A 16619-nucleotide genomic window follows, 5' to 3' on the forward strand; every position below is an offset into this window, starting at 1 on the left:
CAGCCTATGGCCGCGTTGCGGCCCCAGGCTTGGAGGCCGCGTGGGCAGGCCGACCCGTTGACGTGCAGATCCGGTGCAGACGCCCTCAGCCCAGCGGCAGGCTGTAGGCGACCGGCGCGCCGGGGCCTACCGGGATGCCCAGGGCCACCCACAGGACCGTGAGCGCCATGCCGCCCACGTAGAGCGCCGCGGCGAGCGGCAGGAGAAGGGCCAGCATGGTCCCCTGGCCGACCTGCGGCATCCAGCGCCTTGCGTAGGTCAGGGTGAGCACGAAGTAGGGGTTCATCGGGGAGATCAGGTTCGTGACCACGTCGCCGATGCGGTACGCCGCCGTGGTCATCTCGGGCGAGATGTCGAGCAGCATCAGCATCGGCACCGCCACGGGCGCGACGGCGCTCCACTTGGCCGACGCCGAGGCGATCAGGAAGTCGAGCCAGGCCGACATGGTGGTCAGGACCGGCAGCAGGATCGCCGGCGACGCGTTCATCGCGCGCAGCTGCTCCGCCCCGGCGATGGCGGTGATCGGGCCCAGGTTGGACCAGCCGAACATGGCGACGAAGTGCGCCGCGAAGAACATCAGCACGAGGTACGGGATGAACGGCTCGAGCCCGCGCACCATCAGCTCCACCACGTCCCGGTGCGAGCGCACCAGGCCGACCGCCGCGCCGTAGACCCAGCCGCAGACGAAGAACAACAGAGCAAGCCCGCCCGCGAGGCTTCGATAGAACGGCAGGAGACGCTGGGCCGGGGACGACGCCTCGTCGTACAGGGGGGTGTAGCCGGGCCAGGTCGTGAGCGCCGCGAACAGGCCGGCCACCAGCAGCGCCGCCACGCCGGCCGCCGCCAGGCCCCGCCGCTCGTCCGCCGACAGGGGCTCGTTGGGCGCCGCACCGCCCTCGCCCGACCACGCGCCGAGCCGGGGCCCCAGCACCCGATCGAACAGCGTCCAGGCGATCGCGGTGAACAGCACGGCCTGGGCCGCGCTGAACCACCAGTTGCCCAGCGGATTCATCGTCCAGTCCGGCGCAAGCAGGCGCGCGCCCGTCTCGGTGATGCTGAGCAGCAGCACGTCCACCTGGCCGGGGAAGAGATTGCCGGAAAGACCGACGGCGGCGCCCGAGAAGCCGACGAGCACGCCCAGCGCCGGATTGCGCCCGCCCGTGGCGAACACCAGGCCGGCCAGCGGCACGTAGACCAGGAAGCCGGCGTCGACCGTGTGGCACGAGAGCACGCCGACCAGGAACACCACCGGCGTCATCACCGGCCGCGCGACCCGGGCGAGGCTCGCGCGGATGAGCGCCGCCATGAGGCCGCTGCGCTCGGCCACCACCGCGCCGAGCATGATCGTGATCGCGATCCCGAAGGGCGTGAAGCCGGTGTAGGTCCGGGGCATCTCGACCAGCAGCCGCTGCACGTTGGCCTCGGACAGCAGGTTCTGGACGACCAGGCGCTCGCCCGTCACCGGGTTCACGGCGGACCAGCCCTGCGCCGCCCCGACGCCCGAGAGGACCACCAGGATGGCGATCAGGCCGAGGAAGATGAAGATGGGGTCCGGCAGCGCGTTGCCGAACCGCTCGACAGCATCGAGCAGTCGGCTTCCTCGTCGCCCCGGCTGACGGTCGGACTGCCCCACGGGGCGAAGCGACCACGCCCCATCGGCATGGTCAAGCTTCCCGCATCGGGTGGATCAGGTGTTGAGTTCGAGGCCCTTCAGGCCGCCCTCGGCGCGCCAGTCTTCGAGCACCTTGGCGAAGGCCACCGGCCCCGCGCCGTAGGAGGTGTTCTTCTTGTTCATGAGCTCCACCTTCCCCTCGTTGTTGTAGTAGCCGGGGGTGCATTCCTTCAGGAAGGCGTCGCGCATCACAGAGAGCTTGACGATGGTGTCGACCCAGGCCGCTTCGGCCTCGGCCGAGGCCTCCAGGGTGCGCACCTGCCGGTCCATCGCGTGCCGGACGATGTAGGCGAGATGCTGCGCCTGTTCGTTCAGCATGTGCGGGAAGTTGGCCGAGAAGCCGGACTGTCCGGTGGAGACCACGAACAGGTTCGGGAAGCCGCGGACGTGGAAGCCGTGGAAGGTCTCCATGCCGTTCGCCCACTTGCCGGACAGCGTCTGGCCGTCCTTGCCGTAGACCTGGTAGCCGGCGCGGCGGGCGTAGTCGGTGCCCACCTCGAACCCGGTGGCGTAGATCAGGCAGTCGACCTCGAACTCCTGGCCGTTGGCGACGACGCCGGTCTCGGTGATCCGCTCGACGCCGCGGCCCTGCGTGTCGATCAGGTGCACGTTGGGCCGGTTGAAGGTGGCCAGGTACTCGTCGTGGAAGCACGGCCGCTTGCAGAACTGGTTGTACCAGGGCTTCAGGGCCTCGGCGACGGCGGGGTCCCTGACCTCCTGGTCCACGCGGGCCCGCACCTGCTCCATCTTCTTGAAGTCGGCCAGCTGCATGAGCGCGGCGGGGTTCTCCACCGGCTCGCCCCGCTCGGCCTTGCGGCGCGCGAGCAGCAGGATGTTGCCGATGATGTCGGTCCAGCCGTCGTTGACCAGGTCCTCCTCGGCGAAGCCGCCCGAGACCAGGATGTTGAAGTTGTCCATCCGGTGCTGGTGCCAGCCCGGCTTCAGGCTCGCGGCCCAGTTCGGGTCGGTGGGCCGGTCGTTGCGCACGTCGATCGACGAGGGCGTGCGCTGGAAGACGTAGAGCTCCTTCGCCCACTCGCCCAGATGCGGCACGCACTGCACGGCGGTGGCGCCGGTGCCGATGATGCCGACGCGCTTGTCCTTCAGCTTCGTCAGCCCGCCCAGCGAGTCGCCGCCGGTGTAGTCGTAGTCCCAGCGGCTGGTGTGGAAGCTGTGGCGCTTGAAGCCCTCGACCCCCGGGATCCCCGGCAGCTTGGGCCGATGCAGCGGACCGTTGGCCATGATCACGAACTTCGCCCGCATGGCGTCGCCGCGGTTGGTCTCGATGATCCAGCGCGCGGCGTCGGCGTCCCAGCGGACGGCCTTGACCTCGGTCTGCAGGCAGGCGTTGCGGTAGAGGTCGTACTTCTCCGCGATCTTGCGGCTGTACTGCATGATCTCCGGCGCGCGCGAGTACTTGCGCTCGGGCATGAAGCCCACCTCCTCGAGCAGCGGGAGGTAGACGTAGCTCTCGATGTCGCAGGCCGCGCCCGGGTAGCGGTTCCAGTACCAGGTGCCGCCGAAGTCGCCGCCCTTCTCGATGATGCGCAGGTCCTGCAGCCCCGCCTCGCGAAGGCGCGCGCCGGCCAGCAGGCCGCCGAACCCGCCGCCGATGATCACCACCTCGGTATCGTCGGTGAGCGGCTCGCGCGTGAAGCCCGCGGGGACGTAGGGGTCCTCGAGGTAGTGGGCGAACTGCCCCGCCATCTCGACGTACTGCTCGTTGCCTTCGGCGCGGACGCGCTTGTCGCGTTCGGCGCGATACCTCGCCGCCAGGGCGTTCGGATCGAAGCCCAGGTCGTCGCCGCCCGTGATCTCCGGCTTGTCGTCCGCCATCACGTCCTCCCGCTTGTGTTATCAGCGTTCAGCGTGCCGAACAGGCGTTCGAACCGCAAGCGTGACGTGGGGTCACGGCCGCACGAGCCTGCCGCCCGTCATCGGCCGCGGAACGCCCGTCGTCGCCGGAAACGAGATCGGCAGGCCCCGGTGGGCGCGGGCCGCGAGATAGGCGATCGCCTCGGCCTCGATCGCATCGCCCCGCCAGCCGTGATCCTCCGCCGGCCGGACAGGCGCCGGGAGCCGCTCGGCCAGCGCCCGCATGATCTCGGGGTTGTTCCGGCCGCCGCCCGTCACGATCACTTCCCGCGGGGCGGCGCCCAGCGCCTCGAACCCGCGCTTGACGGCCTCGGCGGTGAAGGCGACCAGGGTGGCGGCGGCGTCCTCGAGCTGCAGCGGCTCCAGCGGCTCCAGCGAGAAGGCGTGGCGGTCGAGCGACTTGGGCGGCGGCGCGGTGAAGTAGGGGTGCGCCAGCAACCCCCTGACCACGGCCTCGTCGACACGGCCCACGCTGGCGTACTTGCCGCCGGCGTCGTAGCGGCCGGCGCCGCGGCGCTGGACCAGCAGGTCCAGCATGCCGTTGCCGGGGCCGGTGTCGAAGGCGGTGAGCTCGTCCCCGCCGGTCCACAGCGTGACGTTGGCCACCCCGCCGAGGTTCAGCACCGCCAGCGGCGGCTCCAGGCCCGACGCCTTCATCCGGGCGAGGTGGTAGACCGGCGCGAGCGGCGCGCCCTCCCCGCCCGCGGCGACGTCGGCCGAACGGAAATCGTGGACGACGGTCCGGCCGCACAGCCTGGCGAGCAGCGCCGCGTCGCCGAGCTGCACGCTTCGCCCCAGCCCGCCGGGCTCCGGCCGCTCGTGCAGGACCGTCTGGCCGTGCATGCCGACGAGGTCGAAGTCGGGCCACGAGAGATCCGCCGCCTGCAGGAACGCCTCCGCGGCGGCGAAGTGCTCCTCGGCGATCATCTCGGCGGCGTGCACGAAGATGGGGGGCTCGGGGCGGCCGCGCTCCCAGGCCAGCGCCTGCTGCGTGGCCTCCAGCACCACGTTGCGCGTGGCGTCGCTCAGCTTGCGTTCGCCCGCGGGCCCGAAGCTGAGGATCTTCTCGCCGTCCGTGTCGAGCACCGCCATGTCGACGGCGTCGAGGGAGGTCCCCGTCATGAATCCCAGCACCAGCATGGCGACTTGACTGCCACGAGCCCGGCCGCGTAGCTAGCCGCCATGATCGGACGCACCGACCGCTTCGGCCGCTATTACCGCCTGCCCTCGTAGCAGGCGTCCGATCCCACGCGCCTGCCCTTCGGCCGGCGCCGCTTCGCAAGTCTCCCCGCGACCGCCGGCTTCAACCTTCACCGGAGCCTGCCATGTCCCTCGATATCCCCGGTTGCCCTGTGCTAGACGCCGCCGCGCCCGATCACGAGATGTCCCGAATGCCCGAGCCCGCGTTCAAGTCCGAGTTCCTGCGCGTGCTGCAGGCCCGCGGCTACATCCATCAGATCACCCACCCGGCCGAGCTGGACGAGGCCGCGGGCAGCGGCGTCGTCACCGCCTACATCGGGTTCGACGCGACGGCGCCCTCCCTGCACGTGGGATCCCTGATCCAGATCATGATGCTGCGCCGCCTGCAGCAGGCCGGCCACAAGCCCATCGTGCTGATGGGCGGGGGCACCACCAAGATCGGCGACCCGACCGACAAGGACCAGTCGCGGCCCCTGCTCAGCCACGAGCAGATCCAGGCGAACATCGCCTCGATCAAGACCGTGTTCGCCAGGTTCCTGAGCTTCGGCGACGGGCCCACGGACGCCATCATGGTCGACAACGACGAGTGGCTCTCCCGCTTCGGCTACGTGGAGTTCCTGCGCGACTACGGCGTGCACTTCACGGTCAACCGCATGCTGGCGTTCGACAGCGTCAAGGCGCGGCTCGAGCGCGAGCAGCCGATGACGTTCCTCGAGTTCAACTACATGCTGATGCAGTCGGTGGACTTCCTCGAGCTGGAACGCCGCCACGGCTGCTTGCTGCAGATGGGCGGCTCGGACCAGTGGGGCAACATCCTGAACGGCGTGGAGCTGATCCGCCGCGTCGACCAGAAGCCGGCCTTCGGGCTGACGACGCCGCTGCTCTCGACCGCCTCGGGCGCGAAGATGGGCAAGACCGCCGCCGGCGCCGTCTGGCTGAACGCCGACATGCGCAGCCCTTACGACTACTGGCAGTTCTGGCGGAACACCGAGGACGCCGACGTGGGCCGCTTCCTGCGGCTGTTCACCGACCTGCCGCTGGATGAGATCGCCCGGCTGGAGGCGCTGCAGGGCGCGGAGATCAACGACGCCAAGAAGGTGCTCGCGGGCGAGGCCACGCGGATGCTGCACGGCGCCGCCGAGGCCGAGAAGGCCGCGGCCGCCGCGCAGGCCGCGTTCGAGGAGGGCCGTCTGTCCGGCGATCTGCCCACGGTCGACGTGCCGCGGGCCGACCTCGAGGCCGGCGTGCAACTTGCCGATCTCGCCGTCACCGCGGGTCTCGCCGGGTCCAAGGGTGAGGCGCGGCGCCTGGCCCAGGGCGGCGGCCTGCGGGTGAACGATCGGCCCGAACCGGACGCCAACCGCCTCGTCACCGCCGCCGACCTCGCCGAGGGCGTGGTCAAGCTCGCGGCCGGCAAGAAGAAGATCGTGCTCGTGAAGCCCGTCTGAGGAGTGGAGCCATGACGACCGTGACCGAAGGCGCCGCCGCGCCCGATTTCGACCTCGAGACGCCCGACGGACGCGTGAAGCTCGCCGACTTCGCGGGCAGGACCCTGGTGCTCTACTTCTATCCCAAGGACGACACCTCGGGCTGCACGAGGGAGGCGCAGGACTTCACGGCCCTCGCGCCCGAATTCGCCAAGGCGGGCGTGACCGTGATCGGAGTCTCCAAGGACTCCATCGCCGCGCACCGGAAATTCGCCGCCAAGTACGACCTCGGCGTGACGCTGGCGTCCGACCCGGACGGCGAGACCATCGCGCGCTACGGGTCCTGGGTGGAGAAGAGCCTCTACGGCCGCAAGTACATGGGCATCGATCGCTCCACCTTCCTGATCCGGGACGGCAAGACGGCGAAGGTCTGGCGCAAGGTGAAGGTGCCGAACCACGCCCAGGCGGTTCTGGACGCCGCCAGGGGCCTCTGAGCCGCGTTTCCGCTTATCGATGTCAACCTGGCGGCATCTTGACGCTTTGCGCCCAAAGCGGGCCCGAAGCGGGTTGCCTGTCGCGGAAAAGTCATCGCATATCGCGCGGGTTCGGGGTCGGGGACTTCTAGCAGAACGCATGGAACGTCTGGCGAAGCTCAAGCGCGCGCTCGTCGAGCTGTTTCCGGAACGGCACCTTTATGTGCGGTCCGGCGGGGCCATGAAGGCCTTCGTCCTCACCACCCGCAAGCAGATGCTCATCGCCGCCGGCGTCGCGGGCGGCGCCCTCTGGATGGGCGTGAGCACGGCCGCCATGCTGGTCAACCTGCTCTCGGCCTCGGCCGCGGATCGCGAGATCGCCCAGCTCAAGGCGCAGTCCGAACGCTACGTGGCGGATCGCCAGGCCCGGCTCGACAGCGCCATGGCGCGCCTGAACGCCGCGTCGGGCTCCAGCGCCGACCTGGCGGCGGAGATCGAGAAGCGCCACGCGGCGCTCGCCATGCTGCTCACCGACATCAAGGGCGCGCCCGGCGCGGCCGAGGCGCTGACGCCGGCGATCAACCGCGCGCTCGCCGCCCAGGACGCGAGCCCCGTGCGCCGCGTGGAGATGGTGCGCATCGGCCAGGAGCAGCTGCTCGAGGCCGCCGACAGCTTCGCCAAGGGCCGCGCCGACCGGCTGCGCCTCGCCTTCCGGATGGCCGGCCTCTCGCCGTCCAGCTTCACCGACCGCAGCGGCTCGCTGGGCGGTCCGCTGATCGATTCCAAGGACCCGCGCGCCCTGGCGGCCGTCCTGGACGTCGACGAGGATTTCGCCGTGCGCATCCAGCGGGCGGCGCGCGACCTCAACGAATCCAAGCAGCTCGCCAACGCGGCCCAGGACCTGCCGATCGGACGACCGACCGCGTCCGGCGGCCAGACCAGCGGCTTCGGCGTGCGGCTCGATCCCTTCACCCGCCGGCCGGCCTATCACTCGGGCCTCGATTTCAACGGCGGCCATGCGCAGCCGATCTTCGCGACGGGCCCCGGGGTCGTGTCCTTCACCGGCCAGCGGTCCGGCTACGGCAACGTGGTGGAGATCGACCACGGCCGCGGCCTGAAGACCCGCTACGCCCACCTGTCCGGCTTCTCGGTTCGCCCTGGCCAGCGCGTGGGCGTCGGCCAGCGGATCGCCGCCATGGGATCCACGGGACGCTCGACAGGAACGCACCTTCACTATGAAGTGTGGGTCAACGGCCGGGCCCAGAACCCCAGCCGGTTCCTGAAGGCGGGGCAATATGTTCAGCAAGAGCACTAGGGACGCCGCACCCGACCTCCCCGCGGCGCGCAAGCCCGAGCCGGCGTCGCTGATCGCCGAGGGCGTCCGCATCGTCGGAAACCTGGAAACCCGGGGCGACCTCCACCTCGACGGCGCCCTGGAGGGCGACCTGCGCGTCGGCCTGCTGACGATCGGCGAGCCGGGCAGCGTCACCGGCGCGATCCATGCCGACGCCGTCGAGATCCGGGGGCGCGTCACCGGCGTCATCTGCGCGCGCCGCGTGAAGCTGTGGGCCACGGCCCGCGTGGACGGCGACATCAGCCACACCGAGCTTGCCGTCGAGGCCGGCGCGCACTTCGAGGGCCGCAGCCTGGCGCTCGTGCCGCCCGCCGAGGAAGCCCCGGCCCTCAGCGTCGTCGCCGCCGAGTAGCCTCCCCTTCCCCTCCTCTCCCGCCAAGCGGGAGAGGGGGACCGCTCGCCGAGCGCAGCGAAGAGCGAGCGGTGGAGAGGGCAAGCCACACCCTGTGAAATCAGTCCGGTCCGGTCGATCGGCCGCGTCGGCCACTTCCCCTTCCCCCCTCCCGATGAAGCGGGAAGGTCCTACTCCCGCGTCGCGCCGACGCGCTGGGCCAGGGCGGCGCCCATGAACTGGTCGAGGTCGCCGTCGAGGACGCCCTGGGTGTCGCTGGTCTCCACCTCGGTGCGCAGGTCCTTCACCATCTGGTACGGCTGCAGGACGTAGCTGCGGATCTGGTGGCCCCAGCCGATGTCGGTCTTCTGGTCCTCGAGCGCCTGCTGCGCCGCCTCGCGCTTCTCCAGCTCGGCCTCGTAGAGGCGCGCCTTCAGCATCTTCCAGGCCTGGTCGCGGTTCTGGTGCTGCGAACGCTGGTTCTGGCAGGCCACCACGATGCCCGTGGGGATGTGCGTCAGGCGCACCGCCGAGTCCGTCTTGTTCACGTGCTGCCCGCCGGCGCCCGAGGCGCGGTAGGTGTCGGTGCGCACGTCCGCGGGGTTGATCTCGATCTCGATGGTGTCGTCCACCACCGGATAGACCCAGACCGACGCGAACGAGGTATGGCGCTTGGCCGCCGCATCGAACGGTGAGATCCGCACCAGGCGGTGGACGCCGCCCTCCGTCTTCAGCCAGCCGTAGGCGTTCGTGCCCTTCACCTGCAGGGTCACCGACTTGATCCCCGCCTGCTCGCCCGACGTCTCCTCGAGGAACTCCACTTCCATCCCGTGGGCGTGCGCCCAGCGGGTGTACATGCGCAGCAGCATGCCGGCCCAGTCGTTGGACTCGGTGCCCCCGGCGCCGGAGTTGATTTCCACGAACGCGTCGTTGCCGTCCGCCTCGCCCGACAGCAGCGCCTCGAGCTCGGCCCGGGCGGCCCGCTCCTTGATCTCCTTCAACTGCGCGCGCGCCTCCTCGAGGCTGGCCTCGTCGCCTTCCTCGTCGGCCAGTTCGGCGTAGCCCAGCGCGTCCTCGAGGTCGCTCTGCAGCGACTGCACCGCGCCGACCGACGCGGCCAGCCGCGAGCGGTCGCGGCTCACGGCCTGCGCCTCGGCCGGGTTGTCCCAGAGGGTCGGGTCCTCGACCCGTGCGTTCAGTTCATCGAGTTTGCGAAGCGCGACATCCCAGTCAAAGACGCCTCCTGAGCAGTTCGATCGACTGCTCGATGTCGGCCTTGGCGGCCTCGACATCCGCTCTCATGGAGAGAACTCCCAAAAACCAGAGCCGCGGGCTCTAGCCTGCGTTGGCGCGCCGGGCAAGGCGCGCGGTCCGGTCAGAACAGGTCGGAGAGGTCGTCCTTCTTCTTGGGCGCGGGCGGCGGGGGCGCCGGGGCGACGGCGGCGCCGGCGTTGGGCGCGCCGGTCAAGCCCTCCTGCCACACCTTGTTGTAGGGCTGCGGCCCCGAGGGGACGCCCGCCGCGCCGAGGGTGGCTGTCGAGGCGGCCGGCTCGGTCCCCGGCCGGAAGGCCTCGCGGACGCCGCGGATCATGGCGAACTTGGCGTTGGCCGGGGCCTTGAACGGCTTGGCCGGCTTGTCCTTCAGCGCCTCGGTCATGAACTCGGTGAAGATCGGCACGGCGGCCACAGATCCGGTCTCGTTGTTGCCGAGGCTGCGGTTGTCGTCGAAGCCGATGTAGACGCCGACGACGAGGTCCGGCGAGAAGCCCATGAACCATGCCGACCGGTAGTCGTTGGTCGTGCCGGTCTTGCCGCCCAGCGGCTTGCCGATCGAGGAGGCCTGGGTGGCGGTGCCCCGCTGGACGACCCCCTCCATGAACGACGTCACCTGATAGGCGGTCACCGGATCGATCACCTGGTCGCCCGCCCGCGGGATCCGCGGGCTCTCGCCGCCCGAGAAGCCGGCGTCGCAGCGGCTGCAGTCGCGGCGGTCGGCCTTCCAGATCACCTTGCCGTTGCGGTCGGCCACGACCTCGATCAGGTGCGGCTGGACCAGCTTGCCGCCGTTGACGAACGTCGAATACGCGGCCGCCATGCGGAAGACGGTGGTCTCGCCCGACCCGAGGGCCATGGCCAGCACCTTGTCCATCTTCTTCGTCACCCCCATGCGCTCGGCGAGCGACGAGATGCGGTCCATGCCCACGCCCTGGGCCAGGCGCACGGTCATGGTGTTGCGCGACAGCTCGATCCCCTTGCGCAGGGTCAGCGCGCCCAGAAAGTCGCGGTGGTAGTTCTCCGGGCTCCAGTCCTTGCCGCCGTAGCCGCGCAGGGTGATCGGGGCGTCCAGGACCGTCGAGGCGGGCGTGTAGCCGGCCTCCAGGGCCGCGGCGTAGACGATCGGCTTGAACGACGAGCCCGGCTGGCGAAGCGCCTGGGTGGCGCGATTGAACTTCGACAGCGAGAACGAATAGCCGCCCACCATGGCGAGCACCCGGCCCGAGTAGGGCTCCATGGCGACCAGGGCGCCGTTGGCGGCCGGGATCTGCTTCAGCCGGAAGCCCGAGCCGCCCTCGTTCGGGGCCACGAAGATCAGGTCGCCCGTTCCGATACCCTTGCCCGCCCGGGCCCACGCCACGTCCTGCCCGGCCAGGGTCCCTTCGACGCCGTCGATGTTGCGCACCCTCACCGTCCCGCCCGAGACGCTGAGCACCACCGCGCGCCGCCAGGTCGTGTGCTCGCGGGGCCGCACGGTCTTGCGCGCCACGTCTTCCCAGCCCTCGAGCGTGGTCACGTTGCCGAACGCGCCGCGCCAGCCGTGACGGCGGTCGTAGGTCTCGAGCCCGTTCATCAGCGCGGTCTTGGCCGCGCTCTGGAGGCGGGGGTCGAGCGTGGTGCGCATGTAGTAGCCGCCCGCGTTCAGGCGCTCGTCGCCCAGCTCCTCCATGGAGAGCGCGATCCGCCGCACCTCCTCCACGAAGTAGTCGGCGTCCCGGTACTGCGAGCGCGTGGGCGCCGGCTGGACCACGAGATCCTGGGCCATGGCCGCGTTGGCCTCGGCCCGGCTCACCCAGCCCAGGTCAGCCATCTGGTCGATCACCCAGTTGCGCCGCGCGATCGCCTGCTGCTTGCGGCGCATCGGATGGTAGTTGTCGGGCCCCTTGGGAAGCGCGGCCAGATAGGCGCTCTCGGCCAGGGTCAGCTCCGACAGCGACTTGCCGAAGTAGTTGTAGGCGGCGGCGCCGACGCCGTACGAGCGATACCCGAGCCAGATCTCGTTCATGTAGAGCTCGAGGATCCGCTCCTTGGAGAGCGTCTGCTCCAGCTGCGACGCGAGGATCGCCTCCTTCAGCTTGCGGCCGATCGTCTGCTCGTTGGACAGCAGGATGTTCTTGGCCACCTGCTGGGTGATGGTCGAACCACCCTCCAGGCGACGCCCCTGGGCCAGGTTCACCACGTTCTTCATCTGCGCGCGGGCGAAGCCGCCCACGTCGACGCCGCCGTGCTGGAAGAAGCCGTGGTCCTCGGCGGCCAGGAACGCCTGGGCGGTCTGCTTCGGGATCGCCTCGTAGGGTACGAAGATGCGGCGCTCGCGCGAGAACTCGCCGATCAGGGTGCCGTCCCAGGCGTAGGCCCGCGTGGCGGTCGGCGGGTGGTAGTCCACCAGCTCGCCCGCGTCGGGCATGTCGTGGAACAGCCAGGCCGAATAGACGCCGACGCTGAGGGCCGCCAGGGCGATGAAGCTCAGGGCCCCGACGCCCAGCAGCGCGACCCACCGCGGGACCTGCGGACGGGGCGGCAGCGCCGTTTCCGGGGTTTCGGGGGCGGTCAACTCGGGGCGGCTCCGGCGCGCAACTAGAGCCCGTCGTCTATCCTGTGTCGCCCCGGGCGCCAACGTCCGGGACGGGCCGGTGCGTCAGCGCGACGCGAGCCGGACCTGTTCGCCGAAGTGGCTGTCGATGGCCCGGGTGACGGCGCTCATGAGCCGCGCGCGCTGGGCCGGATCGCGCAGCCGGGCCTCGTCCTCGGGGTTGGAGACGAAGCCCATCTCGAGCAGCACCGCCGGCACGTCCGGCGCCAGGAGCACCATGAAGCCCGCGTCCCGGTGGCTGCGGCGCAGCATCGGCGCCCTGCCCTCGATGTTGGCCACCAGGGTCTGGGCGAACACCGCCGAGCGGTTCCGCGTGGCGCGCTGGGTCAGGTCGAACAGGATGTCGCGCACCCCCTGGTCGCCGGTCAGGCTGGCCTTCATGAACCAGTCGTTGGCGCTGACGAACTTCGTCGCCCGCGCGGAGGCCTTGTCCGACAGCGTGTAGACCGACGCGCCCTTGAGGTCGGGCTCGGGCCCGGAATCGGAATGCAGCGAGATGAACAGGTCCGCGCCGGCGCGCTGGGCGACGCGCACGCGGTCCTCCAACGGGATGTAGACGTCCCGCGAGCGCGTGAGCACCACCTTGTAGCGACCCGTGCGGTTCAGCTGCTCGGAGAGCGTCAGCGCCGCGGCGAGGTTGATGTCCTTCTCGTAGCCCAGGGCGCCGCGCGCGCCCGAATCCTTGCCGCCGTGCCCAGCGTCGATCACCACCACCTTCTTCAGCGGCAGCGCGGGCTTGCGGACCGGCAGGAATTGCGACCGCAGCTGCGGGTTCATGGGCTTGACGATCGGCGCGCTCGCCATCACCGCGCCCGGCGCGGCGGCGACGTCGATCACATAGCGATAGTTCACGACGCCGTCGGCCGGCGGCAGCAGGAAGCGCCGCTTCAGCTTGCCGTCCCCGGCGAGATCCATCTGCAGGCGTGCGCCGCCCTGGACCTGGTCGATGGTCCAGGCCCGGACCACGCCCCGTCCGGCGCCCTGCTGAAGCTGCGCGGCCGTGACGCCCGGCAGCATGACCACGACGCGGCGGTCGGCGGAGCCGTCCGACACGACCCGGGCGCTGGCGGCGCCGTCCAGTTCGATGACGAGGCGCGTCTCGCTCGCGTCGCCGCCCATCCGGACCTTGAGGAGGTCGACCTGTTCGGTGGCCGCATGGCCCACGGCGACCGCGGCGAGGCCGAGCGCCAGGGCTGCGCCCAGGGCCGCCGCGCGCCCCCGGTTCCGTCCCAAAGCCCCTGTCAGCCGCCGCAGCACTCGATCACGCCCCGAAACGACGAAGATTCGCACGATACGAACCGATTGCCCATATAGCGGCGGGCCTCGTGGACAAAGGGTTAACCAGGTGTTGCCGCCGGTCGGGCAGCTTGACGGCGCGGCTTTCCTTTTCAGCCCCCATGTTGCAATGTCCGCCCGCGCGACGTCGGAGCGCCCGTTCCGGGCCCGAACGCCACGCGACAAAACCACCCAGCGTCGGCTTCGACCGTACCTTCGGCGACGACGCTCCGATCCGATCCGCGCCCATCCGGACGCGCCTAGGAACACACCCGATGAGCTGCGCAGCTCGAGCCACTTCTGGCCCCAAGGCCTCCGCAGACGGCGTCAACGCCGTCGTCGCCGGCCGCGCGCGCGCTCGTCCCATATGCCGGCAGCGCTCGAACCTCGTGGCGCGCCGCGGAGAGACTGATGCCCAAGACGATGTTGATCGACGCAGCCCACGCGGAAGAGACCCGCGTGGTGGTCGTCGACGGGAACCGCGTTGAAGAGTTCGATTTCGAGAGCCAGAACCGCAAGCAGCTACGAGGGAACATCTACCTCGCCAAGGTGACGCGGGTCGAACCGTCGCTGCAGGCGGCCTTCGTGGAGTACGGCGGCAACCGCCACGGCTTCCTGGCCTTCAACGAGATCCACCCCGACTACTACCAGATCCCGGTCGCCGACCGTGAAGCGCTGCTGCGCGAGGAGGCCGAGGAGCAGGAGGAGGACGAGCGTCCCGCCCGGGGCCGCCGCCGCGCCGCCGCCGATTCGGCCGAGTCCGACGCCGACGCCGAGCGGCCGGACGACGATCCGGACTACATGGCGACCGACGAGGACGAAGACGACGTCATGGAGGAGGAGCTGGCGCGCCGGAAGCGCCGGCTGATGCGCCGCTACAAGATCCAGGAAGTGATCCGCCGCCGGCAGATCATGCTGGTTCAGGTCGTCAAGGAAGAGCGCGGCAACAAGGGCGCCGCGCTGACCACCTACCTCTCGCTGGCCGGGCGCTACGGCGTCCTGATGCCGAACACCGCCCGCGGCGGCGGGATCAGCCGCAAGATCACGACCGCCACCGACCGCAAGCGCCTGAAGAGCGTCGTGCAGAGCCTGGACGTGCCGAACGGCATGGGCCTGATCGTGCGCACGGCCGGCGCCAAGCGCACCAAGGCCGAGATCAAGCGCGACTACGACTACCTGCTGCGGCTCTGGGAGAACATCCGCGAGACCACCCTGCACTCGATCGCCCCGGCGCTGATCTACGAGGAGGAAGACCTCGTGAAGCGCACGATCCGCGACCTCTACGACAAGGACATCGACGAGGTCTGGGTCGAGGGCGAGGCAGGCTACAAGGAAGCGCGCGACTTCATGCGCATGCTGATGCCCAGCCAGGCCAAGAAGGTGCAGGCCTACCGCGAGCCCACGCCGCTGTTCGTCAAGCACCGGGTCGAGGACCACCTCAGCCAGATCTACTCGCCGGTCGTTCCGCTCCGCTCGGGCGGCTACCTGGTGATCAACCAGACCGAGGCGCTGGTCGCCATCGACGTGAACTCCGGCCGCTCCACGCGCGAGCGGAACATCGAGGCCACGGCGCTGAAGACCAACATGGAGGCCGCCGAGGAGGCGGCGCGCCAGCTTCGCCTGCGCGACCTCGCCGGCCTGATCGTCATCGACTTCATCGACATGGATGAGTCGAAGAACAACCGCGCGGTCGAGAAGAAGCTCAAGGACTGCCTCAAGGACGACCGCGCGCGGGTCCAGATGGGCAAGATCAGCCCGTTCGGCCTGATGGAGATCAGCCGCCAGCGCCGCCGCACGGGGGTCCTGGAAGGCACCACGCACCTCTGCGAGCACTGCGGCGGCACCGGGCGCGTGCGCTCGGTGGAGTCCAGCGCGCTGGCCTCGCTCCGGGCCCTCGAGATCGAGGCGCTCAAGGGCGGCGGCGAAGCCACCCTGCGCGTGCCCCGCGCCGTCGGCCTCTACATCCTGAACGAGAAGCGCGCGCACCTGGCGCGGCTGCACCAGGCGTTCAGCCTGTTCGTCACCGTGGTGATCGAGGACGAGATGGCGCACGCCGATCACGTCATCGAGCGCACCGCCATGGAGACCCGGCCCGACCACGCCCCGCCCCTGGCGGCGCCGATCCAGGCCTATGTCCCGTCGGCCGAGGAGGAGGCGTTCGACGACGAGGCCTTCGAGGACGAGGATGAGGACGAGGTCGACGAGGACGCCGACGACGAGGACGAGGCCGGGGCGGACGACGGCGAGCCGCAGGCCCGCCGCGCCCGCGAGGAGCGCCCGCGTCGCGACGACGAAGAGGACGGCGGCCGCCGGGGCCGCCGCCGCCGCCGCCGCGGACGTGGACGCGACGAACGGCCCGACCGCCCCGAGCGCGAGCCCGTGGCCGAACGCGAGGCGCGGCCCCCGCGCGAGAGCGACGAGGACCGCGACAGCCGCCGCCGCCGCCGAGGCCGCCGCGGCGGTCGCCGGATGCGCGACGACTTCCGTCCGACCGACGTCTTCTCGTGGGTTCGCCCCTGGGTGCCCTACGGCGACGATCCGTTCGTCTGGTATGACCCGGCCGAGGACCTGAAGCTCGCCGCCGGCCAGGCCGCCCCCGCGGCCCCCGCGCCGGCCCCCGTCGCGGCCGAGGCTTCGGCCCCCGCCCCGGCGTCCGTGTCGCACGACGGCGAGGACGACATCTGGGTCGAGCTGCCCGAGGCCGAGGAGAAGCCGAAGCGTTCGCGGCGGGCCCGGGGCCGCGGCCGCGGCCGGAACGGCGACGCCCCGTCCACCGAGGCCGCCACCGAGGCTGCGCCCGTCGCGGTCGAGGCCGAGCCTGCGCCTGAGCCTGCGCCTGAACCTGAGCCGGCGCCCGTCGTCGCCCAGGAGGACGCGCCCCCGGCCAAGCCGAAGCGCACCCGCAGCCGCAAGGCGGCGGCCGCGCCCGAACCCGAGGTCGTCGCCGTCGCGGAACCGGCCGCTGTCGAGCCGCCCGCCGCCGAACCCGCGGTCGTGGCGGAGGCAGCGCCGGCCGCCGAAGCCGCGCCTGCGCCGCGCCAGCCGGATCCCAACGAGATCTCGGGACCGGCGCCGGCGCCTCGGAAGGGCTGGTGGCGGCGCGGCTGACCGCGCCCGGAGCGACATCTTCCCGCCGCGAAGGCG

General features: G+C 70.9%; 11 protein-coding genes. 5 read left to right on the forward strand and 6 right to left on the reverse strand.

The window, feature by feature from the left end:
• Positions 1-85: 85 nt before the first annotated feature.
• The 3 genes from AC2D8W_RS13335 to AC2D8W_RS13345 all read right to left on the reverse strand — a co-directional run bounded on the left by AC2D8W_RS13335 (position 86) and on the right by AC2D8W_RS13345 (position 4687).
• Positions 86-1633: an AbgT family transporter gene (locus AC2D8W_RS13335; RefSeq protein WP_484671939.1), complete on the reverse strand. Its 1548-nt coding sequence runs from the start codon at positions 1631-1633 to the stop codon at positions 86-88.
• A gap of 54 nt (positions 1634-1687) precedes the next feature.
• The gene (locus AC2D8W_RS13340; RefSeq protein WP_484671940.1) at positions 1688-3508 is read right to left on the reverse strand and encodes a flavin-containing monooxygenase; all 1821 of its coding nucleotides are present in this window, start codon (positions 3506-3508) and stop codon (positions 1688-1690) included.
• A gap of 72 nt (positions 3509-3580) precedes the next feature.
• Positions 3581-4687: an anhydro-N-acetylmuramic acid kinase gene (locus tag AC2D8W_RS13345; RefSeq protein ID WP_293483677.1), complete on the reverse strand. Its 1107-nt coding sequence runs from the start codon at positions 4685-4687 to the stop codon at positions 3581-3583.
• A gap of 242 nt (positions 4688-4929) precedes the next feature.
• Between AC2D8W_RS13345 and tyrS the strand changes: the two genes are divergently transcribed.
• The 4 genes from tyrS (at position 4930) to AC2D8W_RS13365 (ending at position 8353) form a co-directional block, all read left to right on the forward strand.
• Positions 4930-6195, forward strand: coding sequence for a tyrosine--tRNA ligase (gene tyrS / locus AC2D8W_RS13350; protein ID WP_484672084.1), 1266 nt, complete (start codon positions 4930-4932; stop codon positions 6193-6195).
• 11 nt (positions 6196-6206) lie between these two features.
• On the forward strand, positions 6207-6668 hold the full coding sequence (locus AC2D8W_RS13355; protein WP_484671941.1) for a peroxiredoxin: 462 nt from the start codon (positions 6207-6209) through the stop codon (positions 6666-6668).
• Between the two features lie 139 nt (positions 6669-6807).
• A complete protein-coding gene (locus tag AC2D8W_RS13360) occupies positions 6808-7962 on the forward strand; it encodes a M23 family metallopeptidase (RefSeq protein ID WP_484671942.1) in 1155 nt (384 codons plus the stop codon).
• Complete coding sequence (locus tag AC2D8W_RS13365; RefSeq protein WP_293483680.1) at positions 7943-8353, forward strand: bactofilin family protein; 411 nt, start codon at positions 7943-7945, stop codon at positions 8351-8353. The genes AC2D8W_RS13360 and AC2D8W_RS13365 overlap by 20 nt, the downstream gene beginning before the upstream one ends.
• Before the next feature lie 170 nt (positions 8354-8523).
• On the opposite strand, the gene prfB is transcribed toward AC2D8W_RS13365, so the two are convergent.
• The 3 genes from prfB to AC2D8W_RS13380 all read right to left on the reverse strand — a co-directional run bounded on the left by prfB (position 8524) and on the right by AC2D8W_RS13380 (position 13433).
• A protein-coding gene (gene prfB, locus AC2D8W_RS13370; protein ID WP_293483682.1) for a peptide chain release factor 2 occupies positions 8524-9634 on the reverse strand; the annotation gives its coding sequence in 2 pieces (ribosomal slippage) (positions 8524-9564 and positions 9566-9634; 1110 coding nt in all).
• A gap of 73 nt (positions 9635-9707) precedes the next feature.
• Positions 9708-12161: a penicillin-binding protein 1A gene (locus AC2D8W_RS13375; protein ID WP_484671943.1), complete on the reverse strand. Its 2454-nt coding sequence runs from the start codon at positions 12159-12161 to the stop codon at positions 9708-9710.
• Between the two features lie 84 nt (positions 12162-12245).
• The gene (locus AC2D8W_RS13380; RefSeq protein ID WP_293481496.1) at positions 12246-13433 is read right to left on the reverse strand and encodes an N-acetylmuramoyl-L-alanine amidase family protein; all 1188 of its coding nucleotides are present in this window, start codon (positions 13431-13433) and stop codon (positions 12246-12248) included.
• Positions 13434-13886: 453 nt separating this feature from the next.
• On the opposite strand from AC2D8W_RS13380, the gene AC2D8W_RS13385 reads away from it, so the two are divergent.
• Positions 13887-16583: an Rne/Rng family ribonuclease gene (locus AC2D8W_RS13385; protein ID WP_484671944.1), complete on the forward strand. Its 2697-nt coding sequence runs from the start codon at positions 13887-13889 to the stop codon at positions 16581-16583.
• Positions 16584-16619 lie beyond the last annotated feature (36 nt).

This window comes from Phenylobacterium sp. T106 (assembly GCF_057219735.1).